24 protein-coding genes and 1 pseudogene are annotated in these 26,713 nt (G+C 68.1%); 12 read left to right on the top strand and 13 right to left on the bottom strand.

The window, feature by feature from the left end:
• The first annotated feature begins 24 nt into the window (after positions 1–24).
• The 4 genes from rplI to bpln_RS11060 all read left to right on the top strand — a co-directional run bounded on the left by rplI (position 25) and on the right by bpln_RS11060 (position 3,838).
• Positions 25–477, top strand: coding sequence for a 50S ribosomal protein L9 (gene rplI, locus bpln_RS11075; RefSeq protein WP_042625229.1), 453 nt, complete (start codon positions 25–27; stop codon positions 475–477).
• Between the two features lie 194 nt (positions 478–671).
• Positions 672–2,054: a replicative DNA helicase gene (locus bpln_RS11070; RefSeq protein ID WP_042625228.1), complete on the top strand. Its 1,383-nt coding sequence runs from the start codon at positions 672–674 to the stop codon at positions 2,052–2,054.
• A 136-nt stretch (positions 2,055–2,190) separates the two neighbouring features.
• Positions 2,191–2,817, top strand: coding sequence for a DUF47 domain-containing protein (locus bpln_RS11065; protein ID WP_042625227.1), 627 nt, complete (start codon positions 2,191–2,193; stop codon positions 2,815–2,817).
• Positions 2,818–2,827: 10 nt separating this feature from the next.
• Entirely contained in the window at positions 2,828–3,838 is a 1,011-nt protein-coding gene (locus bpln_RS11060; protein WP_042625226.1) for an inorganic phosphate transporter, read from the top strand.
• Between the two features lie 150 nt (positions 3,839–3,988).
• Here bpln_RS11060 and bpln_RS11055 read toward each other — a convergent pair whose 3' ends face one another.
• The 12 genes and pseudogenes from bpln_RS11055 to bpln_RS11005 form a co-directional block, all read right to left on the bottom strand.
• Positions 3,989–5,191 (bottom strand): C40 family peptidase, encoded by a 1,203-nt coding sequence (locus bpln_RS11055; protein WP_055138836.1) that lies wholly within the window; start codon positions 5,189–5,191, stop codon positions 3,989–3,991.
• A 287-nt stretch (positions 5,192–5,478) separates the two neighbouring features.
• A pseudogene (locus bpln_RS33925) lies at positions 5,479–6,458 on the bottom strand (transposase domain-containing protein).
• A 120-nt stretch (positions 6,459–6,578) separates the two neighbouring features.
• Positions 6,579–8,402 carry a PhoH family protein gene (locus bpln_RS11050; RefSeq protein ID WP_055138835.1) on the bottom strand — a complete coding sequence of 608 codons (1,824 nt, stop codon included), beginning with the start codon at positions 8,400–8,402 and terminating at the stop codon, positions 6,579–6,581.
• Positions 8,403–8,725: 323 nt separating this feature from the next.
• Positions 8,726–9,187, bottom strand: a complete 462-nt coding sequence (locus tag bpln_RS11045) for a peroxiredoxin (RefSeq protein WP_055138834.1) — start codon at positions 9,185–9,187, stop codon at positions 8,726–8,728.
• Positions 9,188–9,262: 75 nt separating this feature from the next.
• Entirely contained in the window at positions 9,263–10,159 is an 897-nt protein-coding gene (locus tag bpln_RS11040; RefSeq protein WP_042625222.1) for a polysaccharide deacetylase family protein, read from the bottom strand.
• A gap of 4 nt (positions 10,160–10,163) precedes the next feature.
• Entirely contained in the window at positions 10,164–11,219 is a 1,056-nt protein-coding gene (locus tag bpln_RS11035; protein ID WP_052498333.1) for a bifunctional UDP-4-keto-pentose/UDP-xylose synthase, read from the bottom strand.
• The gene (locus bpln_RS11030) at positions 11,216–12,172 is read right to left on the bottom strand and encodes a formyltransferase (protein ID WP_042625221.1); all 957 of its coding nucleotides are present in this window, start codon (positions 12,170–12,172) and stop codon (positions 11,216–11,218) included. Before bpln_RS11030 ends, bpln_RS11035 begins: the two co-directional genes overlap by 4 nt.
• Positions 12,169–13,185, bottom strand: a complete 1,017-nt coding sequence (locus bpln_RS11025; RefSeq protein WP_042625220.1) for a glycosyltransferase — start codon at positions 13,183–13,185, stop codon at positions 12,169–12,171. The genes bpln_RS11030 and bpln_RS11025 overlap by 4 nt, the downstream gene beginning before the upstream one ends.
• Positions 13,186–13,191: 6 nt before the next feature.
• Complete coding sequence (locus tag bpln_RS11020) at positions 13,192–14,343, bottom strand: DegT/DnrJ/EryC1/StrS family aminotransferase (RefSeq protein WP_042625219.1); 1,152 nt, start codon at positions 14,341–14,343, stop codon at positions 13,192–13,194.
• A 170-nt stretch (positions 14,344–14,513) separates the two neighbouring features.
• The gene (locus bpln_RS11015; RefSeq protein ID WP_042625218.1) at positions 14,514–14,885 is read right to left on the bottom strand and encodes an EamA family transporter; all 372 of its coding nucleotides are present in this window, start codon (positions 14,883–14,885) and stop codon (positions 14,514–14,516) included.
• A 13-nt stretch (positions 14,886–14,898) separates the two neighbouring features.
• Entirely contained in the window at positions 14,899–16,593 is a 1,695-nt protein-coding gene (locus tag bpln_RS11010; RefSeq protein ID WP_055138833.1) for a glycosyltransferase family 39 protein, read from the bottom strand.
• Positions 16,594–16,831: 238 nt separating this feature from the next.
• Complete coding sequence (locus bpln_RS11005; RefSeq protein ID WP_042626644.1) at positions 16,832–17,212, bottom strand: Mth938-like domain-containing protein; 381 nt, start codon at positions 17,210–17,212, stop codon at positions 16,832–16,834.
• A 335-nt stretch (positions 17,213–17,547) separates the two neighbouring features.
• Here bpln_RS11005 and bpln_RS11000 point away from each other — a divergent pair, with 335 nt between their 5' ends.
• The 7 genes from bpln_RS11000 (at position 17,548) to bpln_RS10970 (ending at position 25,245) form a co-directional block, all read left to right on the top strand.
• Positions 17,548–18,786, top strand: coding sequence for a pyridoxal phosphate-dependent aminotransferase (locus bpln_RS11000; RefSeq protein WP_042626643.1), 1,239 nt, complete (start codon positions 17,548–17,550; stop codon positions 18,784–18,786).
• Positions 18,787–18,839: 53 nt separating this feature from the next.
• Complete coding sequence (locus tag bpln_RS10995) at positions 18,840–20,165, top strand: homoserine dehydrogenase (RefSeq protein ID WP_042625216.1); 1,326 nt, start codon at positions 18,840–18,842, stop codon at positions 20,163–20,165.
• A gap of 7 nt (positions 20,166–20,172) precedes the next feature.
• Positions 20,173–21,624: a threonine synthase gene (gene thrC, locus bpln_RS10990; protein WP_042625215.1), complete on the top strand. Its 1,452-nt coding sequence runs from the start codon at positions 20,173–20,175 to the stop codon at positions 21,622–21,624.
• A 272-nt stretch (positions 21,625–21,896) separates the two neighbouring features.
• Positions 21,897–23,180 (top strand): molybdopterin molybdotransferase MoeA, encoded by a 1,284-nt coding sequence (locus bpln_RS10985; protein ID WP_055138832.1) that lies wholly within the window; start codon positions 21,897–21,899, stop codon positions 23,178–23,180.
• 19 nt (positions 23,181–23,199) lie between these two features.
• Positions 23,200–23,457, top strand: coding sequence for a molybdopterin converting factor subunit 1 (gene moaD, locus bpln_RS10980; protein ID WP_042625213.1), 258 nt, complete (start codon positions 23,200–23,202; stop codon positions 23,455–23,457).
• Positions 23,458–23,466: 9 nt separating this feature from the next.
• Positions 23,467–23,949, top strand: coding sequence for a molybdopterin synthase catalytic subunit MoaE (moaE, locus tag bpln_RS10975; RefSeq protein WP_055138831.1), 483 nt, complete (start codon positions 23,467–23,469; stop codon positions 23,947–23,949).
• 90 nt (positions 23,950–24,039) lie between these two features.
• Positions 24,040–25,245 (top strand): J domain-containing protein, encoded by a 1,206-nt coding sequence (locus bpln_RS10970; protein WP_055138830.1) that lies wholly within the window; start codon positions 24,040–24,042, stop codon positions 25,243–25,245.
• Positions 25,246–25,305: 60 nt separating this feature from the next.
• Here bpln_RS10970 and bpln_RS10965 read toward each other — a convergent pair whose 3' ends face one another.
• Positions 25,306–25,872 (bottom strand): group III truncated hemoglobin, encoded by a 567-nt coding sequence (locus tag bpln_RS10965; RefSeq protein ID WP_148654060.1) that lies wholly within the window; start codon positions 25,870–25,872, stop codon positions 25,306–25,308.
• Positions 25,873–26,060: 188 nt separating this feature from the next.
• Here bpln_RS10965 and bpln_RS10960 point away from each other — a divergent pair, with 188 nt between their 5' ends.
• The gene (locus bpln_RS10960) at positions 26,061–26,531 is read left to right on the top strand and encodes an Rrf2 family transcriptional regulator (RefSeq protein WP_042625210.1); all 471 of its coding nucleotides are present in this window, start codon (positions 26,061–26,063) and stop codon (positions 26,529–26,531) included.
• Positions 26,532–26,713: the final 182 nt, after the last annotated feature.

The raw sequence follows: 26,713 nt of genomic DNA, 5'->3' as shown, positions 1-26,713 counted from the left end.
GGCGACGCAATAAGGAGAATTCGAATGCAAATCATTCTGTTGGAAAAAGTCGCGAACCTGGGCAACCTGGGTGACATCGTCAAGGTCAAGGACGGCTACGCACGCAACTTCCTGATCCCGAACCGCAAGGCTCGCCGCGCGACGAAGGACGCGATCGCCGAATTCGAAGTCCGCCGCGCGGAACTCGAGAAGGTCGCCGCCGAGAAGCTGTCGGCCGCCCAGGCAGTCGGCGAGAAGCTGAACGGCCAGTCGTTCGAAATCACGCAGAAGTCGGGCGTGGACGGCCGTCTGTTCGGCTCGGTCACGAACGCGGACATCGCGGAAGTGCTGAAGAAGGCCGGCTACGAAGTCGAGAAGGCGCAGGTTCGCCTGTCGGAAGGCCCGCTGAAGATGATCGGCGAGCACGGCGTGCAGGTCGCGCTGCACACGGACGTCGTGGTCGACGTGACGGTGAACGTGATCGGCGATCACGCTTAACGTACACTGACGCAAGCAGGTCCGGTTCGGGCGGCTCCGCCGTCCGGGCCACGAGGCAGGGCACGGGAAACCGGCCCTGCCTTTTTCGTTTTCGCTTCGCTCGTGATCCGATCGGGATCCCGCGGCGACCCGATGGCGGCGGCGGCCCGTTGGCGGCTGGCGCATCCCGGCCCATTTCGCGATAATCCCAAGCCATGAACGTGCCGCACGACCCCCAAATCGAATCGCTGAAAGTCCCGCCGCACTCGGTCGAGGCCGAGCAATCGGTGCTGGGCGGCCTCCTGCTCGACAACAGCGCATGGGACCGCATCGCCGACTTTCTGTCGCAGCAGGATTTCTACCGCTACGATCACCGGCTGATCTACGAGCACATCGGGCGGCTGATCGCCTCGACGCGGCCGGCCGACGTGGTGACCGTGTACGAGGCGCTCGTCACCTCGGGCAAGGCCGACGACGTGGGCGGGCTGGCCTACCTGAACGCGCTCGCGCAGAACACGCCGAGCGCCGCGAACATACGCCGCTACGCCGAAATCGTGCGCGATCGCGCGGTGCTGCGCCGGCTCGTGTCGGTGGCCGACGAGATCGCGGCCGACGCGTTCAATCCGCAGGGCAAGGAAGTGCGCCAGCTGCTGGACGAGGCCGAATCGAAGGTGTTCTCGATCGCCGAGGAGGGCGCGCGCGGCACCCAGGGCTTTCTCGACATCGGGCCGCTGCTCACGCAGGTGGTCGAGCGGATCGATACGCTGTATCACACCGCGAACCCGAGCGATGTCACGGGCACCCCGACCGGCTTCGTCGATCTCGACCGGATGACCTCGGGGATGCATGGCGGCGAGCTGATCATCGTGGCCGGCCGACCGTCAATGGGGAAGACCGCGTTCTCGATGAACATCGGTGAATACGTCGCCGTCGAATATGGCCTGCCGGTCGCCGTGTTCTCGATGGAAATGCCGGGCACCCAACTCGTGATGCGGATGCTCGGCTCGGTGGGCCGGCTCGACCAGCACCGCATGCGTACCGGGCGCCTGACCGACGAGGACTGGCCGAAACTGACGCACGCGGTGCAGAAGATGAGCGAGGCGCAGCTGTTCATCGACGAGACGGGCGGCCTGAACCCGATGGAACTGCGCTCGCGCGCGCGCCGGCTCGCGCGGCAGTGCGGCAAGCTCGGCCTGATCATCGTCGACTACCTGCAGCTGATGACGGGTTCGTCGCAGGGCGAGAATCGCGCCACCGAAATCTCCGAAATCTCGCGTTCGCTGAAGAGCCTCGCCAAGGAGCTCGACGTGCCGGTGATCGCGCTCTCGCAGCTGAACCGCGGCCTGGAGCAGCGGCCGAACAAGCGCCCGGTGATGTCGGACCTGCGCGAATCGGGCGCTATCGAACAGGATGCCGACGTGATCCTGTTCATCTACCGCGACGAGGTCTACAACCCCGACAGCCCCGACAAGGGCACCGCCGAGATCATCATCGGCAAGCAGCGTAACGGCCCGATCGGGCCGGTGCGCCTGACTTTCACGGGGCAATTCACGAAGTTCGACAACTTCGCCGGCGCACAGACTTTCTATGGCGAGTGAAGTCCGCTTGTAAAGCCCGCGTCACAAAATGTTGTATCTGATCGCGGTGCGGCGTGCTTCGCTGCGACCGAGGTTCCTGGAGACGGTACAATGACGCCGCTTTTGTGACAGTCATTTGACAATTTCCGGAAACTTCATGTTCGGCAGATTTATGCCCACCGAGGGCAAGTTCTTCGAAATCTTCAATTCGCACGCGAATTTCATCGTGGCCGGCGGCCGCGAGCTCGAATTGCTGATCGACAATCTCGCGGACGCCGAGATCCACAAGCAGAAGGTCCAGTCGGCCGAGAAATCGGCGGACAAGCTCACCCACGAAACGCTGGACCTGCTGCACAAGACCTTCATCACGCCGATTGACCGTGACGACATCCACAAGCTGATCACGACGATGGACGACGTCCTCGACCTGATGGAAGACGTCGCCACGGCCGTGCTGCTCTACGACGTGCAGGCCGTGACCGCTGAGGCGAGCCAGCTCGCGCGGATCGTCACGCAGACCGCGCAGTACCTGCAGCAGGCGGTGGCGCTGCTGTCGGACATGAAGCAGTCCGCGCGCATCCTCAAGGCCTGCGAGGAGATCGACCGCTGGGAGTCGGAGGCGGACCGCGTGCTGCGTTCGGCCATCTCGAAGCTGTTCCGCGAGGAGAACGACGTCAAGACGCTGATCAAGCTGAAGGCGGTCTACGAACTGCTCGAGGAAATCACCGACAAGTGCGAGGACGTGGCGAACATCATCGAAGGCATCGTGCTGGAAAACGCCTGAGCCGACGACGATGCATTCGATACAACTCGCCATCTGGGCCGTCGCGACGCTCGTGATCGTCGCGCTCGTGTTCGACTTCATGAACGGCTTCCACGACGCGGCGAACTCGATCGCCACGGTGGTCTCCACCGGCGTGCTGAAGCCGCAGCAGGCGGTCGCGTTCGCGGCCGTGTTCAACGTCATCGCCTATTTCGTATTCCACCTGAAGGTCGCGCAGACCGTCGGCAAGGGCACCATCGATCCCGCGATCGTCGACCACTACGTGGTGTTCGGCGCGCTCGTCGGCGCGATCGGCTGGAACGTCATCACCTGGTATTACGGGATTCCGTCGAGTTCGTCGCATGCGCTGATCGGCGGGCTGGTCGGCGCGGCCGTCGCGAAGTCGGGCTGGGGCTCGCTGAACCTCGACGGGCTGATGAAGACGGTCGCCTTCATCTTCATCTCGCCGCTGCTGGGCTTCGTGCTCGGCTCGCTGTTCATGCTCGTGGTGTCGTGGTTCTATTTCCGCACGCCACCGAGCAAGGTGGACCGGCGTTTCCGCAAGCTGCAACTGGTTTCGGCCGGGCTCTACAGCCTCGGGCACGGCGGCAACGACGCGCAGAAGACGATCGGCATGATCTGGATGCTGCTGATCGCGACCGGCTATGCGTCCGCCGGCGCCGACGCGCCGCCCGTCTGGGTGATCGGCGCCTGCTACCTGTCGATGGGGCTCGGCACGCTGTTCGGCGGCTGGCGGATCGTGCGCACCATGGGGCAGAAGATCACCAAGCTCAAGCCGGTCGGCGGTTTCTGCGCCGAACTGGGCGGCGCGATCACGCTGTTCTCGGCGTCGTGGCTCGGCATTCCCGTGTCGACCACGCATACCATTACGGGCGCGATCGTCGGCGTGGGCGCGACGCGCAAGCTGTCGGCCGTGCGCTGGGGCGTGGCCGGCAACATCGTCTGGGCCTGGGTGCTGACGATCCCGGCCTCGGCGCTGATTGCCGCGGCGGGTTGGTGGGTGGGGCACCGGGTGTTTTGATGCGTGATGTCGGCGGCGTCGCGCCGCCGGATTCAGCGAGAACGTAAAGCAGCGCCGCGTGCCGATATGGCCGCGGCGTTTTGCTTTTCTGGGCCAGGTCAGGGTGAGTGCGTCGCGGCCCGCCGTTCGGCGCTGAACGCGGGGTCGAACTCAGTAACTGCCGTTCGCGAAACGGGCGATCGGATCGTCGCCGTTGCCGGAGGCGGGCGGCGGTGCCGTCGAGGCGCGAATGATCCGCACGCCGTCGGGCGAGGCCATCTGCGCCTGTCGTGCGGCCGCGCGTGCCGTGGGTGGGGGCGGCTCGAACGCGTCGGCGGCGGCGTCGATCGCGTCGGGTTCGGCGGTCGCGTTCGCCACCGGCGTGGTGTCGGGTGCGGCGGCATAGGCGCTTCCGCGCGGGGCGGCCGCTGTCCCGGCGTTCGCGCTCGCGGAAGCGGACGGCATGACCGGTGCGGCCGGGTTCGTTGCGACGGCGGTCGTCGCGCCTGCCGCGCGAGCCTGACGCTGCGCGGCCGACAGCGCGGCGGGCGGCGGCTCGAACGCGTCGCCGTCCGCCGCGCCGTTCGGAACCGGTGGCGACATGCCATTGGTGGCGACGGCGGTGCCGGGCTCCGTTGCCGGCGCGGCCACGATCGCGGCCGGCGCCGGCACGGCGGCAGGTGTCGTCTCGAGCCGCGCGGCCGCGTAGGCCGGCACGGCGGCGGGCGCCGCGCGCGGCGTCGAGGACAACGCCGGCGGCGGTGAGGCCGGCACCGGCTCGGGCGCGCGATTGTCGGCTTCGTAGGTCGGTGTGTCGAACGGCGTCGGCGTATGGCGCGGCGGCGCGACGCGCCGGATGCCGTCGAAGTGCTTGGCCCAGTAAGGGTTGGTCAGATAGTCGAGCCGCACCGTGCCGCCCGTCGAGGGCGCGTTGACGAAGCGCAGCTTGCCGACGTAGATCCCGACGTGTGAGTGCGGCCGTCCGGTGGTGTTGAAGAACACGAGATCGCCGGGGGCGATCTCGTCGGGCTCGACCGATACGCCGCGCGTGCTCATCTCGGCGGTGGTGCGCGGCAGCGAGACGTTGGCGGCGCGCGACACGATGTAGCGCACGAGGCCGCTGCAGTCGAAGCCGGCGTCGGGCGTGTTGCCACCCCAGCGGTAGGGGATGCCGACGAGGCTCATCGCCTGGATCGGGATTTCCTCGCGGCCGATGCTGTGATCGACGAAGTTGGGGAAGCCGGGCGGCGGCGCGAAGGCACGCGGCGTGGTGATGCGTGGGCTCCCCGACGAGCGTGCCGACTGCTGCTGCGGTGCGGTCGAGCACGCGGCAAGCAGGGAAACGACGACGATCGACAGCCAGATTCGCAGCATCGGGAGGAGGGGCGGGCGCCAGCGAGGCGTCCGCCGCATGACGACGGGTAATGCGGATGGTAGTCGGTCCGGCGTGGCTTCGGCAAGAACTCTTCAGGCGGGACTTGAGAAGTTGCCTGAATTTTGAGCAGCTAAAAGAAGTTTTTGCGCAAAAACTCTGGCCCTGAATAGCCTCGAATTTTAATGGGGATTGATCATTGGCGACCGTGTGCTGGCATTCGGACGCGAGCGGCGGCTTTCGACCGTGGATTCAAACAAAAACAGCGCCCCCGAAGGGCTATTGCCGTTCAGTTAAGGTTCTTTTTGAGGAACCGGACGGCGTAACGAACAGGACGGGACTTGACGGCCCGATCGCATTTGCGGTCGGGCCGTTTGTCGTCGAGGAGCCGTTCAAGGTGCTCGCGCGGGCGTTTAAGCAAGGCGGGCGGCTTAGCCAATGCCGGCGTGCGAGCCGCCCGCATCATCTCGTGCTGGACGAGGTGAAATGATCGGACGAAGCTCAATTCGGCGGGCTCCCGTCGAGCGTTCGAATCGCGCGTGCGCTCTCCCATTGCCGTAGGTCAGGACATTTCCGCCGCGATTGCGGCGAGACCCGCATGCGCACCATGGCGTCATCGGGCCGCCCCGACATCGCCTCCCAACGCGGATTCGATTTGGCCGGAATCAGGAAATGACGATGGCGTTGGTCCGATCTCAGGCCCCACGGAATTTCGGCGCGCGGGAAGCCCTTGTCGAACATGGCCAGCGAGTGGACCGGGATGTACTCAAGCAGGGGCTTGGCACGCAGCGACGAGATGAGCCGGAATCGAGCCCAGGGTCACGGCCCGCACCTGAGGGTAGCCTGGCCACTTTGCCGCTGGCATGGACTTGGGCGCCGAAATGTTCGCGAATCGGCGGGTTCTCCGGGATGCGCAAGGTGGTGCCGTCCATGGCCCACCGGCTCAATCCCTTGAAGGCGCGACGCGCGGCGTCCTGCTGGCGCCAGGCCCGCGCGGTTCGTCTGAACAGCCACGCCATCGGCGCGTCGCCCAGCCGCGGTCGCGCTTGTGCGGCTGTCGACGACTTCGCTGATCGACCCGTGGCGGTAGATCGCCGGAGCGATCACGAGCCAGACCACTTGCTCGGCGGGCAGGCGACGACGGCGAATGCCGGCCGTGCCGGTCGCCTCGATTGCCGGTGCGACCCATTCCTGAGGCCGGTGCGCGCCCGGACGGCTCAGGTCCGCGGGAGGGGTATCGAATACGAGACTCAGGGGATCGCTCGTCATGGCGATCCACGTTGGCAGCGCGTCGCTCCGTTTACGACGCACACGCCAAACAAAAATGCCGTTCAGTTGCTTAACTGAACGGCATCACCCCCGAAGAGGCGCTTCTTTCCAACCGCAGATTTACAGGATATCCGACGCGTAATCGGCCAGCCGCGAGCGCTCGCCGCGAGCCAGCGTCACGTGCCCGCTGTGCCCCCAGCCCTTGAACCGGTCGACCACGTAGGTCAGGCCCGAGCTGCCTTCGGTCAGGTACGGCGTGTCGATCTGCGCGATATTTCCGAGGCAGACGATCTTCGTGCCGGGGCCGGCGCGCGTGACGAGCGTCTTCATCTGCTTCGGCGTCAGGTTCTGCGCCTCATCGATGATCACGTACTTGTCGACGAAGGTGCGCCCGCGCATGAAGTTCATGCTCTTGACCTTGAGCCGCGAGCGGATCAGCTCCTGGGTGGCGGCGCGCCCCCATTCGCCGGCCGCGTCGTCGGTCTTCTGCAGCACTTCGAGGTTGTCGTCGAAGGCGCCCATCCACGGCTGCATCTTCTCTTCCTCGGTACCCGGCAGGAAGCCGATGTCCTCGCCGACCGGCACCGTCGCGCGCGTGACGATGATCTCGTTGTAGCGCTTGTCGTCGAGCACCTGCGCGAGGCCGGCCGCGAGCGCGACCAGCGTCTTGCCGGTGCCGGCCTGGCCGAGCAGCGTGACGAAGTCGATCTCGGGATTCATCAGCAGGTTCAGCGCGAAGTTCTGCTCGCGGTTGCGCGCCGTGATGCCCCACACGTTGTTCTTGTTGTGGCTGTAGTCGCGCAGCGTCTGCAGCAGCGCGGTCTTGCCGTTCAGCTCGCGCACGATCGCGTGGAAGGTCGGCTCGCCGTTGTGCGGCTCGAGGTAGACGAACTCGTTGACGAGCATCGAGGCCACCAGCGGGCCGGTCACGCGATAGTACGTGGTGCCCGTCTTGGTGTCCTGCCAGCTTTCCATGCCCTTGGCATGCCTGGTCCAGAAATCCTGCGGCAGCTCGCGCACGCCCGAGTAAAGGAGATCCTTGTCCTCGAGCACCTGATCGTTGAAGTAGTCTTCCGCCGGCAGGCCGAGCGCGTGCGCCTTGATGCGCATGTTGATGTCTTTCGACACCAGCACGACGAGACGGTCGGTGCGCTCGCGCTGCAGCGCGCGCACCACGCCGAGGATCTGGTTGTCGGCCTTGCCCTGCGGCAGGCCTTCCACCGGCTCGATGTCGGTCAGCGTGGTCTGGAAGTAGAGCCGGCCGAGCGCCTCGCGGCTGCCCAGGCGCGACAGCGCGATGCCGGCCGAGATCGGGCCGGCGTCGGCCACCAGCCCGTCGAGCGTGCGGCTGACCTGACGCGCGTTGCGCGCCACTTCCGACATGCCCTTCTTGTGGTTGTCGAGTTCCTCGAGCGTCATCATCGGCAGATAGACGTCGTGTTCCTCGAAACGGAACAGGCTGCTCGGATCGTGCATCAGCACGTTCGTGTCGAGCACGAACAGCTTTTGCAGTTCGACGGCGGGAGCCTTCTTGCGTCCGCGCGTGGTACGCGTGGCGTCGCCAGCGGCCGCGGCCGGCGCGGCGGCGGTTGTCGCGGGCGCTTCGGCGCGTGCCTCGGGCGGCGCGGCCGGCGCGGGCGCCGGAGCCGGCACCGGCGTCAGCAGCGCGGCGGTCTGCCGGGACTTGCGCGATCGCGTGCCGGTGGTCGCGGCTGGCTCGGCCATGGCCGGCGCGACCGCGTGCAGCGCGGCGGGGGCATTGGCGGCGGGAGCCATCGGGGCGGCGACGTTGGCGGGCGAGGTGTATTCGGCTACGGGCGCGGCGGCGGTGGCCGTGTCCCCATCGGTGGCGCGCTTGGTGTTGCGGCTCGGGCGCGCTTTCGCCTTGTATTCGTCGGGCGGCAGCAGGCTGCCGAGCTTGCTGGGGGGAGTAGGCAAAGGCATGGTGTCCCTCGGGAGGAATCGTGTCGCTTGGAATGCGCCGCGGTTCGCATCCTGTCACGCGCTCGCGTGCAGTTTGCGCGCGGTGGCGCACATGGGTGTCAAAACGCCGGTTCGCCTAGTTTTCGATCAGCTCCTTGACGGACGGACGCGGCGCGGGCCGCGAAAGACCATGAAAAAAGCCGCTGCCCCCGAACAGGGGCAAGCGGCTCGGCTTCCTGCTGCGTACTGCGCCTCACGGGCCTAAGCGCCTCGTGCGGTGCGCCTGCGCAGCGGCGAAAAAGATGGGGCTGACGGGCATTCATTGCGGCCCAATATAACCCGCCTCAAAGCGCTTGTACAGCACCGAGCACCTCGTCGACGTGCCCCGGCACCTTGATGCCGCGCCACTCCTGACGCAGCACGCCGTCACCGTCGATCAGGAAGGTCGAGCGCTCGATTCCACGCACTTCCTTGCCATACATTTTCTTCAATTTCATGACGCCGAACATCGCGCAGAGCGTTTCGTCGGGGTCCGAAACGAGCGGGAACGGCAGCTCGAGCTTGGCCTTGAAGTTGTCGTGCGAGCGCAGGCTGTCGCGCGAGACGCCGACGATCTCGGCGCCGGCCTTCCTGAATTTCGGGTACAGATCGCGGAACTGCAGCCCTTCGGTGGTGCAACCGGGCGTGTTGTCCTTGGGATAGAAATACAGCACGAGCTTCTTGCCGTTCAGCGAGGACAGCGTGAACTCGCCACCTGTCGCCGGCGCGGTGAAATCGGGAACTTGGCGGTCGATTTCGACGGACACGGGATTTCTCCTGTTGTTATCGGCGGCACGACGCTGGGGCCGTGCCGGGCATGACGGGGAACCGCGGCAAACCGCTCAGCCGGGCTGGACGATCAGTTCGCCGGAGCGACCGGGAATTTCGCCCCACGTAACAGGGTACGATGGCAGCGTGTCGAAATCCAGCGCGGCATGATAGTCGCCCATGGTCGCGAACGTGTGGCCCTGCGCGCGCCAGCCGGCGAGCAGCTGCTCGAACACCGGCGCGAGCTTCTGGCCTTCGAGCTCGGCGTGCAACGTGAACACCTGGTCGTGCGGATTGCCTTCGGTGCGCGCGAGCAGGTGCTCGGCCACGTTCGATTCGTCCACGCCGTCGATGCCGAGCACCTCGTCGAGCGTCGGCAGCGTGGTCGGCAACTGCACGTGGCCGAGCGTGCGGCCCGCCACCACCGGCCGGTACGGCCCGTGGCCGCGTCCGTCGGACGCGTAGCGCATGCCCCAGGCGTCGATCTGCTCGAACGCGGCGTCGTTCATCTGCCAGCCGGCCGCGCCGTGCGTCGCGGGCGGCGCGCCGAAGATCTCGATGAAGCGCGCATGGCTCTTGCCCATCTCGCGCGCGGTCCAGTCACGCTCGCGCGTGCGCACGTTGTCCTGCCAGTAGACGTGATCCCAGGTGTGGATGCCGCATTCGAAGCCCGCCTCGTGGATCGCGCGCATCTCGGCCGCCGCGCGGCGGCCGATGTCCGGCCCCGGCAGCAGCACGCCGTACATCAGCTGGCGGATGCCGTAGTGCTCGACCACCGAGGTGCGCGAGACCTTCTTCAGGAAGCCCGGCCGCAGCACGCGGCGCATCGCCCAGCCGGTGTGATCGGGGCCGAGGCTGAACAGGAAGGTCGCGCGCGCGGCGTGGCGATCGAAGATCCGCGCGAGGTTCGGCACGCCCTCGCGCGTGCCGCGCAGCGTGTCGACGTCGATCTTGAGGACGATGCGGGCCAACGCGTCAGCCTTGCTGCTCGACCAGCGCGCGCGCGTCGGCCACGTGGCCGCGATACGCCTCGAAGATGTTGCGCAGCGCGTCGTCGAATGTCGACTCCGGTGCCCAGCCGAGCTCCTGCATCGTGTTGTCGATCTTCGGCACGCGGTTCTGCACGTCCTGGTAGCCGTTGCCGTAGTAGGCGCCCGCAGTGGTCTCGACCAGCTGCACCTTCTTCGCCGAATCGGCGTACTCGGGGAATTCGGCGGCCAGTTCGAGCATCTTGTGCGCGAGCTCGCGCACCGAGTAGTTGTTGCTCGGGTTGCCGATGTTGTAGATCTTGCCGGTGGCCACGCCGTCGCGGTTCTCGATGATCTTCATCAGCGCGCTGATGCCGTCGTCGACATAGGTGAACGCGCGCTTCTGCGAGCCGCCGTCGACGAGGCTGATGTTCTCGCCGCGCACGATGTGGCCAAGGAACTGCGTGACCACGCGCGAGCTGCCTTCCTTCGGCGTGTAGATCGAGTCGAGGCCCGGGCCGATCCAGTTGAACGGGCGGAACAGCGTGAAGTTCAGGCCTTCCATGCCGTAGCCCCAGATCACGCGGTCCATCAGCTGCTTCGAGCAGGCGTAGATCCAGCGCGGCTTGTTGATCGGGCCGTAGGTCAGCGCCGACGCGTCCGGGTCGAACTGCTCGTCCGAGCACATGCCGTAGACCTCGGAGGTCGACGGAAACACCAGGTGCTTGCCGTACTTCACGGCCGAACGCACGATCGGCAGGTTCGCCTCGAAATCGAGTTCGAACACGCGCAGCGGCTGCTGCACGTAGGTGGCGGGCGTGGCGATCGCGACCAGCGGCAGGATCACGTCGCACTTCTTGACGTGATACTCCACCCATTCCTTGTTGATCGTGATGTCGCCTTCGAAGAAATGCATCCGCTCGTGATTGACGAGATCGCCAAGCCGGTCGGTCTGCATGTCCATCCCGAACACTTCCCAATCGGTGGTTTCAAGAATGCGTTTGGACAGGTGATGGCCGATGAAGCCGTTCACACCCAGGATCAGGACTTTTTTTGCTTTCATGACTGGCGGGAAGAATCAATGAACTGCGCGAATTGAGCGGGAGAGACGACCGGGCCGGAATCCGGGCCGCCGTTGCGCGCTTCGCGCAACTCGAGGATGGTGACGGCGCGACTGTCGCCGCACACGCCGAATAGCGCATTATCGCGCACCTGCAGGCCCGCGGGCAAATCCCGCGCCGCCTGCGCGGCGGCCGAGCCGGGCGCGGCCAGGCGCGCGCGCGCGATCACGAAGCGCGTGCCGTTGAGCTCGGTAAACGCGCCCGGATAGGGCGGGGCGACCGCGCGAATCAGGTTGTAGACCTCGGCGGCCGGTTTCGACCAGTCGATGCGGCCGTCCTCGGGCTTGCGCCCGCCGAAGTAGCTGCCCTGCGAAAGGTCGTTCGGCAGGTGCGCGGCCTCGCCCGCGAGCAACGCGGGCAGCACGCGCCAGAGCGTCTGCTCGGCGGCCACCGTGACCTTGTCGAACACCTGCGCGGCGGTGTCGTCGGGCAGGATCGGCACCGCCGTCTGGCCGACGATCGCGCCGGCGTCGGGCTTCGCGGCCATCTCGTGCAGCGTCGCGCCGGTCTCGGTCTCGCCGTTGAGCACGGCCCAGTTGGTCGGCACCCGGCCGCGATACTTCGGCAGCAGCGAGCCGTGCAGGTTGTAGGCGCCGCGCGCGGCCAGCGCGAGCAGCGCCACCGGCAGCATGTGCCGGTAGTAGAACGAGAAGATGAAGTCGGGCCGCGCGGCCGAGACGGCCTCGCGCAGCTCGGCGCCGGCCGGATCGGCCGGCGTGATCACCGCGATCCCGTGCTCGCGCGCCACCGCGGCGACGCTGCCGAACCAGATGTTCTCGGTCGGGCTGTCCTCGTGCGTGACGACCAGCGCGACCTCCACGCCGCGTGCGAGCAGCACCTGCAGGCAGCGCACGCCGACGTTGTGATAGCCGAATACGACCGCGCGCGGCTTCATCGCGAAGCCTCCGCGGCGCCGCCGGCGGCGCCCGGCAGCGGCAGGTGGGCACGCTCCGGGCGCTCCTCGAGCACGGTCTGGATCAGGTAGCGCGGCCGCGCGCGCACCTGCTGGTAGATTCGTCCGATGTATTCGCCGAGCAGGCCGAGCGCGAAGATGATCACGCCGAGCAGGAAGAACGTGATCGCGAACAGCGTGAACACGCCCTGGACTTCGGCGCCGACGATGAAGCGGCGGATCAGCAGCAGCAGGAACAGCGCGGCCGAGCCGATCGACAGGATCACGCCGACGAACGACAGCCACTGCAGCGGCACCACCGAGAAGCCGGTCACGAGGTCGAAGTTGAGCCGGATCAGGCTGTAGAGCGAATACTTCGATTCGCCGGCGAAGCGTTCCTCGTGCGCGACCTCGATTTCGGTCGGGTTCTGCGCGAACGTGTAGGCCAGCGCCGGGATGAAGGTGTTGACCTCGCCGCAGCGGTTGATGGTGTCGATGATCTGGCGGCTGTAGGCGCGCAACATGCAGCCCTGGTCGGTCATCTTGATGCGCGTGATGCGCTCGCGCAGCCGGTTCATCGCGGCCGAGGCCTTGCGGCGGAACAGGCTGTCCTGCCGCTGCTTGCGGATCGTGCCGACGTAGTCGTAGCCCTCGCGCATCTTCGCGACCAGCTTGCCGATCTCCTCGGGGGGGTTCTGCAGGTCGGCGTCGAGCGTGATGACGATCTGCCCGCGCGACTGCTCGAAGCCGGCGAGGATCGCCATGTGCTGGCCGTAGTTGCCGTTGAGCAGCACCACGCGCGTGGCGTCGGGGCGGACGCGGAACTGCTCGCCGAGCAGGGCGGCCGAGCGGTCGCGGCTGCCGTCGTTGATGAAGATCACTTCGTACGACGCATCGAGCGCGTCGAGCGCCGGATAGAGTCGGGCGAAGAGCGCGGCGAGCCCGTCTTCCTCGTTGTACACGGGGATGACGATCGAGACTTCCGGGTTCGTGGCGCGTGGTTCAGGGTGAGTCATTTCCGCTTATTTTCCGTATCGTTCGCAAATCTGGTTGACGGCGTCGACCACGCGCTTCACGTCGTCCCCGCTCATTTGCGTGAACAGCGGCAGCGTGACGGTCGAGGCGCCGAAGCGCTCGGCGTGCGGGAACATCCCCTCGTGGAAGCCGCGCGCGCGGTACAGCGTAAACAGATGGATCGCCGGGTAATGCACGCCCGAGCCGATCCCGTGTTCCTTCAGCTGCGCCATGAATTCCGGACGGCTCAGCGTGAGCCGTTCGAGCGGCAGCGTGATCTGGAACATGTGCCAGTTGCTGTTCGCGAAGTCGGCCATCGGCAGCCCGACGCCGAGCGCCGCCGCGGGCCCGCCGGCGAACGCCTCGAAGTAGGCGCGGGCGAGCGCGCGGCGCTGCTCCGTGAAGCGCTCGAGCTTCTCGAGCTGGCCGAGGCCGACGCGGGCCGCGACATCGGTGAGATTGTACTTGCCGCCGAGCAGGTCGCAGTCCATCCCGTCGAAGCCGGTGCGCGTGATGCCCTGCAGCCGGTATTTCTGCGCCAGCAGCGCCTCGTCCTCGTCGTTGAGCACCAGCGCGCCGCCCTCGATCGAGGTGATGTTCTTGTTGGCGTGGAAGCTGAACGAGACCAGATCGCCGAGCGCGCCGATCCGCTTGCCGTTCCACGACGCGCCGAACGCCTGCGCGGCATCCTCGATCACGCGCAGGCGGTGCTCGCGCGCAATCGCGTAGAGGCGGTCCATGTCGACCGGCAGGCCGCTCAGATAGACCGGGATCACGGCCTTGGTGCGCGGCGTGATCGCGCGTTCGAGCGCGTCGAGATCGAGGTTGCGCGTGGCCGGATCGATGTCGACGAACACCGGCGTGGCGCCCGTTTCGAGGATCACGTTGCTGGTGGAGACCCAGCTCGCGGGCGTGGTGATCACCTCGTCGCCGGGGCCGACCCCGGCGATGCGCAGGCCGATCTCGAGCGTCGCGGTGCCGGAATTGAAGGTACGTACCGGGCGGCCGCCGCAGTATTCGGACAGCGCGGCCTCGAAGCGCTGGTTCTGCGGGCCGGTGGTGATCCAGCCCGAGCGCAGCACCTCGACGACGCCCTGGATGGTTTCCTCGTCGATCTCGGGTTTGACGAACGGCAAAAACGGAACGGATGTCTGGCTCATGGCGGCTGGCTGGGTAGGTGTCGAATGGGGCGGGATCACGGCCGATCCGCCATGCGCATTAGACACTGGTTCGCGAGATTACAACGTCTCTTTTTGTTGGGGGAAGGGGGCGGCGCCGGCAATCGCGCCGCGATCCGACGCGGCGCAATGGCAGGGGCCGGCGCCGGGACTCAACTGCGCGCCAGCACCAGCACCCCGACCAGGATGATGCCGATGCCGATCAGGCGCTGCACCGACAGCACCTCGCCGAACAGGTACCAGGCCGCGAACGCGTTCACGACGTAGCCGAGCGAGAGCATCGGATAGGCGATCGAGACGTCCACGCGCGACAGCCCGACGATCCAGACCACCACGCTCAGCACGTAGCAGCCGAGCCCGCCGATGATCGGCAGCTGGGTCGCGATCTTGAGGCCGACCGGGATGATGTTGGCGCGCGAGAACTCGAAATGGCCGACGGCGTTGACGCCGGCCTTCAGCAGCAGTTGCGCGCAGGCGTTGAGCAGCACGCCGGTGACGATGCAGACGAGGGAAACGGGATTCATGGCAGCGGGGTCCTCAGGGTTGCGGCTTGGCCGTCGGCTTCTCGACGATCACGCGGCGCGTGTCGCGCGCGATCACCGTCATCGGCAGGCCCTGCGCGGCCAGCGCGGCGTAGCGCTCGGGGCGCATCACCGCGAGCGCGGCCGGCTCGGCGCGCCAGCGGCGCTCCCATTCCTCGATGGTCGGCACCCACTTTTCAGGCTGCCGCGAGATGCCGAACGCGAGTTCATCCTGGTAGGCCACCAGCGTGGTGGTGTGGCCGACATAGAACGGCAGCGTGTGGTCGAGCATCTCGACCGAGTAGAACGGCGTGTCGGGCGGCAGCTTCGCGAATGCGGCGCGCACTGCCGGCGCGAGCGGCGCGCCCGAGCTGTAGCGGCCGAACGCGTCGTGGCCGGTGCCGCCGATGGTGCCGAGCAGCAGCCAGCCGGCGCCGAACACCAGCGCGGTCGCGGCGATGCCGCCCCGGGCGCGGCGGTTCACCCACAGCGCGACCAGCGTGAGCACGAACGCGACCGCGAGCGCCGCATAGACCCAGTGCTGGAAGCTGACGTAGAGCGCGTTCGGGGTGCGCGCGTCGCCGAGGTGGCCGAGCGCGATCGAGCCGCCGGCGGCCGCGATCAGGAACACCAGGTAGCCGAGCAGGTGGCGGCGATAATGCTCGCGCGCGACGAGCGGCAGGTAGGCGCCCAGCACCAGCGCGAGCGACGGCGCGATCGGCAGCACGTACGACACCAGCTTCGAGTGCGAGGCGCTGAAGAACAGGAAGATGAAGCCGCTCCAGACCAGCAGCACCGTCATCGGCGCGAAGCCGTTCGGCTGGCGCGGCATCCGCCATGCGTGGCGCACGCTCTGCACGGCGATCGACAGCCACGGCAGGAAGCCCACCAGCAGCACGCCGACGAAGTAGTAGACCGGGCCGGGCCGGTTCTGGTCGGGCGTCAGGTAGCGTCGGAACTGCTGGACCACGAAGAAGAAGTTGAAGAACTCGGGATTGCGCTGCTGGACCAGCACGAACCATGGCGCGGCGACGGCGAAGAAGATCACGACGCCGCTCACCAAGTGCAGGCGCCGCCAGAGCGCCCAGTCGCGCGCGATCAGCGTATAGAGCACCAGCACCGCGCCGGGCAGGATCACGCCGATCAGCCCCTTGGACAGTACCGCGAGCGCCATCGCGGCCCAGCACAGCCACATCCAGCCGCGCGTGGCGCGCACCGGCAGGCCCGGGCGCTGCGCCAGCAGCAGCGCGCAGAGCGTGACGGCCATCCAGAACGACAGGCCCATGTCGAGCGTGTTGAAGTGGCCCATCAGGTTCCAGTACGGCGAGGTGGCGAGCACCACCGCCGCGCAGAAGCCGGCCAGCGGATTGAACACGCGCGCGCCGGTATAGCCGACCAGCAGCACGCCCGCGAAGCTCGCGAGCGCGGTATAGAGCCGCGCCTGCCATTCACCGATCCCGAACCAGGCGAACGTCAGCGCGTTCAGCCAGGTCTGCAGCGGTGGTTTTTCGAAATACTTGTAGCCGTTGTAGCGCGGCGTGATCCAGTCGCCGGTCACGAACATCTCGCGCGCCATTTCGGCGTAGCGGCCCTCGTCGCTCGGGATCAGGTGGCGCAGCCCGAGCGGGCCGAACCAGATCGCGGCGAACGCGAGCAGGATCAGGATAAATGCGGCACGGTTGAGCGGTAGCCTCGATGGCGTATCGTTCATGAGTCGGTCAGCCTGTCAGACAACGGAAATCGGAATCGGGAAGGGCGGCGCGGCCCGAAGGCCATGCGGCAACAAGTAGCAGCCACCCGCGGGTATGGCGGCCGCGCCGCCGGATTTGTAACGCATCGCGCGTTAACGTTCGCTTAATGACGGTTCGCTCAATGATGCTGGATCAAGGTGAATCATCGGCAACGGTACGGTTCGGGCGGATGGGCGGGCGACGATCGATGCCGGCGGCTCAGTCGGCGCGCTCGATCAGCAGCACCGCGGCCACCTTGCGGCCCTCGGCCATCAGGATGTTGTAGGTGCGGCAGGCGGCCTGGAAGTCCATCGTCTCGACGCCGATCCGGCGCGCCGTCAGGGCGGCCGTCAGGCGCGGGTGCGGGAAGCGCAGCTTCGCGCCGCTGCCGAAGATCACCACTTCCGGGGCCGGATCGAGCAGCATCGCGAAATGGTCGGGCGTGAGCGCCTCGAACGACGCGACGGGCCAGGGCGCCACCGGCGCGCCCGGCAGCACGATCACGCTGTGTTCGTGGCGCGCCAGGTTGATGTCGACGTAATCGGGGCCGTAGCCGGTGACGGTGTTGAGCGCGTCGCTCGGGTCCTGATGTAATTTCAAATCGTTGTCCGCGGTGTCGGGAAAGCCGCTCCGGCCCAGGTGCCCGGCCTGCCTGCCGGGGCGCCCCGGCGGCGGTCGCCACGGCCGGGTGGGCCCGGCCCGCGACGGGCCGGCATCGGCCGGCGGGCCGGAATGGTGCATTGCGAAAGCGGGTGAAAATCCGCTAAATTATAGCTTTTCCGCCGCCCCCGGGCGGCATTTGCGTCGCGCGTCGCCACAAGCCGCGTCCGGCCTCGCTCCCGACCGTCTCCTAGACAGCGCGCACCGACCGGCCGCTCTCCAGTTTCGACTCCCATCCTCCAGCTTCGCAGGCCTTGCCCAGGAACGTGCCCGCCGTGAAACCGATCCAGAAATCCAACAAGCTGCTCAACGTGTGCTACGACATTCGCGGCCCGGTGCTCGAGCATGCGAAGCGCCTCGAGGAAGAGGGGCACAAGATCATCAAGCTGAACATCGGCAACCTGGCGCCGTTCGGTTTCGAGGCCCCCGACGAGATCATCCAGGACATGATCCGCAACCTGCCGGCGTCCTCGGGCTACTCGGATTCGAAGGGCGTGTTCTCGGCGCGCAAGGCGGTGATGCACTACACGCAGCAAAAGGGCGTGAAGGGCGTCGAGCTCGACGACATATACATCGGCAACGGCGCCTCGGAACTGATCGTGATGGCCACCCAGGCGCTGCTGAACGATGGCGACGAGGTGCTGCTGCCGGCGCCCGACTATCCGCTCTGGACCGCGGCCGTGAGCCTGTCGGGCGGCACGCCCGTCCACTACGTCTGCGACGAGTCGAACCGCTGGATGCCGGACCCCGACGACATCCGCCGCAAGATCACGCCGAACACCAAGGCGCTCGTCGTGATCAACCCGAACAATCCTACCGGCGCGCTCTATTCGGACGAACTGCTGCGCGAGCTGATCGCGATCGCGCGCGAGCACGGCCTCGTGATCTTCGCCGACGAGGTCTACGACAAGATTCTCTACGACGGCAAGACCCACACGGCGCTCGCCTCGCTGACCGAAGACGTGATCTCGGTCACCTTCAACAGCCTCTCGAAGAGCTACCGTTCGTGCGGCTACCGCGCCGGCTGGATGTTCGTGGCCGGCCTGACGGGCGAGAACCGCCGCCGCGCGAAGGATTACCTGGAAGGGCTCGGGATCCTCTCGTCGATGCGCCTGTGCGCCAACGTGCCGGGCCAGTTCGCGATCCAGACCGCGCTCGGCGGCTACCAGAGCATCAACGAGCTGCTGGTGCCGGGCGGGCGCCTGTACCGCCAGCGCGAGCTCGCCTACGACATGCTGACCGCGATCCCCGGCGTCACCTGCGTGAAGCCCGACGCCGCGCTCTACATGTTCCCGCGGCTCGACCCGAAGCTCTACCCGATCCAGAACGACCAGCAGTTCATTCTCGACCTGCTGCTCAAGGAGCGCGTGCTGCTGGTGCAGGGCACCGGCTTCAACTGGCCGACGCCCGACCATTTCCGCGTGGTGTTCCTGCCGAACGTCGACGACCTGGCCGATTCGATCAACCGGATCGCGCGCTTCCTCGACGGCTACCGCAAACAGCACGCGGCCTGAGCCGCCCGCCATCGCCTTCATTCCCACTTCAAATACTCCAGACGACACGCAGCATGGAACCGATCAAAGTCGCCCTGTTGGGCTTCGGCACCGTCGGCGGCGGCACCTTCGAGGTGCTGCGCCGCAACCAGGAAGAAATCAAACGGCGCGCCGGCCGGGGCATCGTGGTCACGCGCATCGCGGTCCGCAACCCGGCGAAGGCGCAGGCCGCGCTCGGCGAGCTCGCCGGCATCGACCTCACCACCGATTTCCACGCGGCCGTGGACGATCCGTCGATCTCGATCGTCGCCGAGATGATCGGCGGCACCGGCATCGCGCGCGAGCTGGTGCTGCGCGCGATCGCCAACGGCAAGCACGTGGTGACCGCCAACAAGGCGCTGCTCGCCGTGCATGGCAGCGAGATCTTCGCGGCCGCGCGCGAGAAGGGCGTGATGGTGGCGTTCGAGGCGGCCGTGGCGGGCGGCATCCCGATCATCAAGGCGCTGCGCGAGGGCCTCACGGCCAACCGGATCCAGTACATCGCCGGCATCATCAACGGCACCACCAACTACATCCTGTCCGAGATGCGCGAACGCGGCCTCGACTTCGCGACGGCGCTGGCCGGCGCGCAGGCGCTCGGCTACGCCGAGGCGGACCCGACCTTCGACATCGAGGGCGTGGACGCCGCGCACAAGGCGACCATCATGAGCGCGATCGCGTTCGGCGTGCCGGTGCAGTTCGAGCGCGCCTACGTGGAGGGCATCAGCAAGCTGGCCGCCACCGACATCCGCTATGCCGAGGAGCTCGGCTATCGCATCAAGCTGCTCGGCATCACGCGTCGCGCCGAGGCCGGCATCGAGCTGCGGGTCCATCCGACGCTGGTGCCCGAGAAGCGCCTGCTCGCCAACGTCGAGGGCGCGATGAACGCGGTGGTGGTGCATGGCGACGCGGTCGGCACGACGCTCTATTACGGCAAGGGCGCGGGCGCCGAACCCACCGCCTCGGCGGTGGTGGCCGACCTGGTGGACGTCACGCGGCTGCACACGGCCGATCCCGAGCACCGCGTGCCGCATCTGGCGTTCCAGCCGGAAAGCCTGTCGAACACGCCGATCCTGCCGATCGAGGACGTCACGAGCGGCTATTACCTGCGCCTGCGCGTGTCCGACGAAACCGGGGTGCTGGCCGACATCACGCGCATCCTCGCCGATTCGGGCATCTCGATCGACGCGCTGCTGCAGAAGGAGTCGGACCAGATCGACTGCGGCGCCGACGAAACCGACATCATCCTGATCACGCACGTGACGGTCGAGCGCAACGTGAACGCCGCGATCGCGCGTATCGAAGCGCTCTCCACGGTGCGCTCGCAGGTCACGAAGCTGCGCATGGAAGCGCTCAACTGAGGACGACATGAATTACATTTCGACGCGCGGCGCCGGCATCGGCGAGCGCCACACGTTTTCGGACATCCTGCTCGGCGGCCTCGCGAAGGACGGCGGGCTCTACCTGCCCGCCGAGTACCCGCGCGTGAGCGCCGACGAGCTGGCGCGCTGGCGCGCGCTGCCGTATGCCGATCTCGCCTTCGAGGTGCTCTCGAAGTTCAGCGACGACATCCCCGCCGACGAACTGCGCGCGCTCACGCGCCGTACCTACCGCGCCGAGGTCTACGCCAACACGCGGCACGGCGAGAACGCGGCCGACATCACGCCGCTCAAGCCGCTCGGCACCGAGGGCGGCGCGCCGGTCTCGCTGCTCGAACTGTCCAACGGGCCGACGCTCGCGTTCAAGGACATGGCGATGCAGTTGCTCGGCAACCTGTTCGAGGCCACGCTCGCCAGGCACGGCGAGACGCTGAACATCCTCGGCGCGACCTCGGGCGACACCGGCAGCGCGGCTGAATACGCGATGCGCGGCAAGGTCGGCGTGCGGGTGTTCATGCTCTCGCCGCACGGCAAGATGAGCGCGTTCCAGCGCGCGCAGATGTACAGCTTGCAGGATCCGAACATCTTCAACCTCGCCGTCGAAGGCGTGTTCGACGACGCGCAGGACATCGTCAAGGCGGTCTCGAACGATCACGCGTTCAAGGCGCGGCACAAGATCGGCACGGTCAACTCGATCAACTGGGCGCGCGTGGTCGCGCAGGTCGTCTACTACTTCAAGGGTTACTTCGCGGCCACCACCAGCAACGACCAGCGCGTCTCGTTCACGGTGCCGTCGGGCAACTTCGGCAACGTCTGCGCCGGCCACATCGCGCGCATGATGGGCCTGCCGATCGAGAAGCTGGTGGTGGCCACCAACGAGAACGACGTGCTCGACGAGTTCTTCCGCACTGGCCGCTACCGCGTGCGCGGCGCCGCGCAGACGTACCACACGAGCAGCCCGAGCATGGACATCTCGAAGGCGTCGAACTTCGAGCGCTTCGTGTTCGACCTGCTCGGCCGCGATCCGGCGCGCGTGCTGCAGCTGTTCCGCGACGTCGAGGAGAAGGGCGGCTTCGACCTGGCGGCGAGCGGCGATTTCGCGCGCGTGGCCGAGTTCGGCTTCGTGTCGGGACGCAGCACGCACGACGACCGCCTCGCGACGATCCGCGATGTCCATCGGCGTTACGCGACGATGATCGACACGCACACCGCCGACGGCGTGAAGGTCGCGCGCGAACACCTGCAGCCGGGCGTGCCGATGGTCGTGCTCGAGACGGCGCAGCCGGTCAAGTTCGGTGAGACGATCCGCGAGGCGCTCGGCCGCGAGGCGGAGCGGCCGGCCGCGTTCGAGGGCATCGAGGCGCTGCCGCAGCGTTTCGAGGTCGTGAAGGCCGACGTGCAGCAGGTGAAGGACTTCATCGTCGCGCATACGGGCGACTGAGTCCGCGGCAGCGGCGGGCGGCGCGGGCGATCCGGTCCGCGCCGCCCGCCGTTCGCCGCGCCGGATCACGGCCGCGACGGGGGAAGCCTCCCGTCGCGGCCGTGTCGTTTCCCGGGCCGCATGAACTGCACAAACCGCGCACGCACGGCGCGCCATGCCGGCAAACCTCCGGGAGCGCACGCGGGCCGCCGTGCCCGGCAGCCGATCGCCCGTGTCCGCGGTCCGCTCGCTACAATAGCGGTTTCGCCGCTCTGCCCACGCTCCCACCGAGAATGTCCACCCCCGCTCCCCAGGCGCCGCGCGCGCCGATGCTGTCGACCGCCGAGGCGCTTGCCGCGCTGCTCGGCGCCGCCGTGCCGCTCGCGGACACCGAAATCGTGCCCACGCTCGAGGCGCTCGGCCGGGTGCTGGCCGCCGACGTGGTGTCGCCGCTCGACGTGCCGCCGATGGCGATCAGCGCGATGGACGGCTACGCGGTGCGCGTCGCCGACCTGACGCAGGGCGAGCGCCGGCTGCCCGTCTCGCAGCGGATTCCCGCCGGCCATGCGGCCGAGCCGCTGGCGGCCGGCACCGCGGCGCGCATCTTCACCGGCGCGTCGGTGCCGCCCGGCGCCGACGCCGTGGTGATGCAGGAGCAGGCCGCGGCCGCGGGCGCGGTGGTCGACATCCTGCACACGCCGAAGGCCGGCGAATGGATCACGGCACAGGGCGCCGACATCCGGCGCGGCACGGTGATCCTGCCGGCCGGCACGCGGCTCGCGCCGCAGGCGCTCGGCCTGGCCGCCTCGGTCGGCAGCGCGCATCTGACGGTGCGGCGCCGCGTGAAGGTGGCGGTGTTCTTCACCGGCGACGAACTGACGATGCCGGGCGAGCCGCTCGCACCCGGCGCGATCTACAACTCGAACCGCTTCACGCTGCGCGGCCTGCTCGAACGCTTCGGCTGCGAGGTGACCGATTTCGGCATCGTGCCCGATTCGCTCGACGCGACGCGCGCCACGCTGCGCGAAGCCGCGCGCGATCACGACCTGATCGTGACGAGCGGCGGCGTGTCGGTGGGCGACGAGGATCACGTGAAGCCGGCCGTCGAGGCCGAGGGGCGGCTCACGCTCTGGCAGATCGCGATGAAGCCGGGCAAGCCGCTCGCCCACGGCGCCGTGCGGCGCGTGGCGCGGGACGGCGCGGACGGCGCCGCGAACCAGGGCGAGGGCGCCGGCGAGGCGCAGTTCATCGGCCTGCCGGGCAACCCGGTGTCGAGCTTCGTCACGTTTTTGCTGTTCGTGCGGCCGTTCCTGCTGCGCCTCGCGGGCGCCACCCAGGTTGCGCCGCGCGCGCTGTCGCTGCGCGCCGATTTCACGCTCGCCAGAGGCGACCGGCGCAACGAATTCCTGCGCGCGCGCGTGAACGAGGCGGGCGGCCTCGAGCTCTATCCGAACCAGAGTTCCGCGGTGCTGACCTCGACCGTCTGGGGCGACGGGCTGATCGACAATCCGCCGAACCAGTCGATCAGCGCCGGCGAGACGGTCCGTTTCCTTCCCTTTTCCGAGTTGCTCGGCTGAGGCCGGGTACGCAAGACCGATGAAGATCGAACTGAAATTCTTTGCGAGCGTGCGCGAGGCGCTTGGCGTGGCGAACGAATCCGTGACGGTGCCGGACGGCATCGCGACCGTGGGCGACGTGCGCGCCTGGCTGCGCGCGCGCGGCGGCGCCTGGGCCGAGACGCTGGCCGACGGCCGCGCGCTGCGGATGGCCTGCAACCACGTGATGACCGACGCCGACACGCGTCTCACCGACGGCTGCGAAGTCGCGTTTTTCCCGCCCGTGACGGGCGGCTGAGGAGGCGCGATGGCCACGATCCGGGTGCAGACCGATGATTTCGAGGTGGGCGCGGAGCTGGCCGCGCTGCGCGCGCGCAATCCGCGCATCGGCGCGGTGGCGTGCTTCGTCGGCACGGTGCGCGACCTCAACGAAGGCGACACGGTCGCCGCGCTCGAGCTCGAGCATTACCCGGGCATGACCGAGAAAGCGCTCGAGGCGATCGCGGCCGACGCGATCGCGCGCTGGCCCGGCATCGACGTCGCGATCGTGCATCGCGTCGGCCGCCTGCTGCCGCTCGACCAGATCGTGTTCGTGGCGACGGTGTCCGCCCATCGCGGCGAGGCGTTCGCGTCCTGCGAGTTCGTGATGGACTACCTGAAGACGCAGGCGCCGTTCTGGAAGAAGGAAACCACGCCGGCCGGCGAGCGCTGGGTCGACGCGCGCAGCAGCGACGACGCCGCGCTCGCGCGCTGGGGCCTCATCTCCGGCAACGCGCGAGAGGCGGGCTGAGCGGCGCGCTTCGCCGCTTCGCTTCATTCTCCGTTCAGCGGCCAAGCCGCTCCGCCGCCTCGACATCCCGCAGCCACCGCGTTTTCACCCATGACCGATTCCTCCTCCGGCGCCATCCGGCTGGTGCCGTTGCCCGACGCCGCCGGGCTGTCCCCCTCGCAACGCACCTTCAACGCGCTGACCAGGCAGGTGGCCGCGCGGCGCGAGCGGCTGCGCGCGTGGGAAGCCGTCTGGCCGGCGTTCCAGCAGCGCTACGTCGACGAATGGGTGCCGCTCGCGCGCGCGGCGACCGGGCACGAGGCCGAACTGGTGCGCCGGCTCGACGTCGCGTTCGACATGAAGGGGCTGACGAAGGCCGAGCGCGCGCTGGTGTCCGAGCTGGTCGTGGCGTTCGCGCGCCCGCTGCTCGGCGGCGACGCGGCCGACGGCCTGCGCGAGATCCATGCGCGCCATCACCGGTCGGCGCACGGCGGCGAGGCGGCCGGCGAGGCGAAGCCGCGCGCGCGTGACCGCAAGCGCGCCGGTTCGGCCGGCGGGGGGGCCGATGACGAGGCGCGGCGGCGTGCCGAGGCACCGGACGAGGCGCCGGATGAAGAATCGGACGAAGCGATGATGCGCCGTATCCAGGCAGAGCTCGACGCGCAGGAAGCGCGCGCGGCGGCCGACGCCGAAGCCCGCGACGCGGGGCGCAGCGAGCGCCGGCGCACATCGAAGCGCAAGTCGGCCGACGCGGCGGCAGCGGACGATCCCGCCGCGCAGGACACGCGGGAGAACTCCGACGAGGCCGAGCGCGCCGCGGCCGAGGCCGTGCCCGAACTGCCGCCGGTGCAGATCAGCCGCTCGCTGCGCGAGCTGTACCGGCGCCTTGCCAGCGCGCTGCATCCCGACCGCGAACCCGATCCCGACGAGCGCGCGCGCAAGACCGACCTGATGCAGCGGCTCAACCGCGCTTATGACAAGCAGGATCTGCTGCAACTGCTGGAACTCGAACGCGACCTGAACCGGGCCGGCACGGACCGGCTGGCGGGCGCCGGCGACGAGCTGTTGCAGCACTACAACGGCATCCTGAAGGCGCAGCTCGGCGCGCTCGACCGCGAACTGCATCGCGTCGAGGCCGACTTTCGTCACGGCTACGGGATCGGCGCGTCGGCCGTGCTGGCGCCGGACACGGCGCTACGCACGCTGGGCGGCGACATCGCCGCGCTGCGGCGGGCGGTGGCGGAACTCGAACGCGACCTGCTGGCGTTTCGCGACATCGGCTCGCTGAAGGAGTGGTTGCGCGGGTTCGAAGCCTGAGCGCGCGCCACGCTGGCGGCACGGGGCGGTCCGCACGGCGGTCGGCGGTGCCCGGTGCCTTTACGCGTCGTCGTGGTTGTCGTCGTTGACGCCGCGGCCGATGATCTTCGCCGGGAACGGCTCGCCGCGCGGCCGCACCGGATGCGCGTCGTCGCCGCGCGGGCGTTTCGGCGCGATCGCGTCGAGCAGCGCCCGCTGCTCGTCCGGAATCCGGTAGTCCCAGCCGAAGTGGCTCAGTTGCAGGCTCTGCGCGATCCGCAGCGCCGGTTCCATGAAGCGCACTGCCGCGGCCGGTTCATAGCGCGCCGCCACGGTCTGCAGGAACAGCGTCAGCCAGCGGTTGAAGTGGGCGGGCTCGAGACCGTCGAGCGGCTGGTGCTTGGCCTGCACGTTGCCGCGATAGTCCTTGGTGCCGAGCACGAGGCTCGACCAGAACGTCACCATCTTCGGCAGGTGCTGGTCCCAGCGGCCGTCCAGCTTCGCGCCGAACACGGGGCCGAGCAGCGGGTCGGCGCGCACGCGGTCGTAGAACGCGTCGACGAGCGCGGCGATGTTCTCGACGGTCGGTTCGGCGGCGCGCGGCGTCGCATCGGTTCGCGTATTCGGGGCCGGATCGCTGGCCGGCATGGCAGAGGTCGTCATCATCGAGAAGGTGCGTCGGCCGACCACACCGGCGATTTTGTCGCACAATGTCGCAGGGCCATCCACTAATAAAAGTGCTTCCAGGGCGCATATTATCCGCGATCCTGATCGGCAAGGTCTCGCGTGCGGGTCGCGTGAGCCTGCCGGGGCATTCCAACGACACGATTTCGCTCATGAGACTGACCGATTACACCGACTATTCGCTGCGCGTGATGCTGTTTCTGGCGGTGCGCGGCGAGGGTTTGTCGACGATCCAGGAGATTTCGGACGCCTACGGCATCTCCAAGAATCACCTGATGAAGGTCGTGCAGCGGCTCGGCGAGCTGGGCTGGGTGGAGACGGTGCGCGGGCGCAACGGCGGCCTGCGGATGAACCCGGCCTCGGCGTCGCTGACGGTCGGCGAGGTGGTGCGGGCAAGCGAAAGCGACTTCGCGCTGGTCGGCTGCTTCGGCGGCGAGGGCGAGGCGATCGCGCACCGCCCCTGCGTGATCGAGCCGCACTGCCGGCTGAAGGGCGTGCTGGCCGCCGCGCGCGACGCGTTTTTCGCCGAACTCGACCGCCACACGATCGCCGACCTGTCGCGTCAGGGCGCGCAGCTTGCCGCCGCGCTCGGCATCGTGCCGATCGTGATCGAGCCGGTCTGAGCGGCGCGAGCCGCCGCGATCGGCGTTCTCGCCACCGATCGCGACAGCGTCACTCCCGCCACCGCGAAGCCCGCCGCGAAACGTTCCGGGCATCGCACCAGCACCCGCCGCCGCGCTCCTTTCGCCGGCGCTTTCCCGCCGCCGGCCCCCGGTCCGGACGCCGCCCGCGTCCCTGCGCGCCG

The organism is Burkholderia plantarii (assembly GCF_001411805.1).
GTDB lineage: Bacteria > Pseudomonadota > Gammaproteobacteria > Burkholderiales > Burkholderiaceae > Burkholderia > Burkholderia plantarii.
This window is presented reverse-complemented; position numbering and strand designations above follow the sequence as displayed.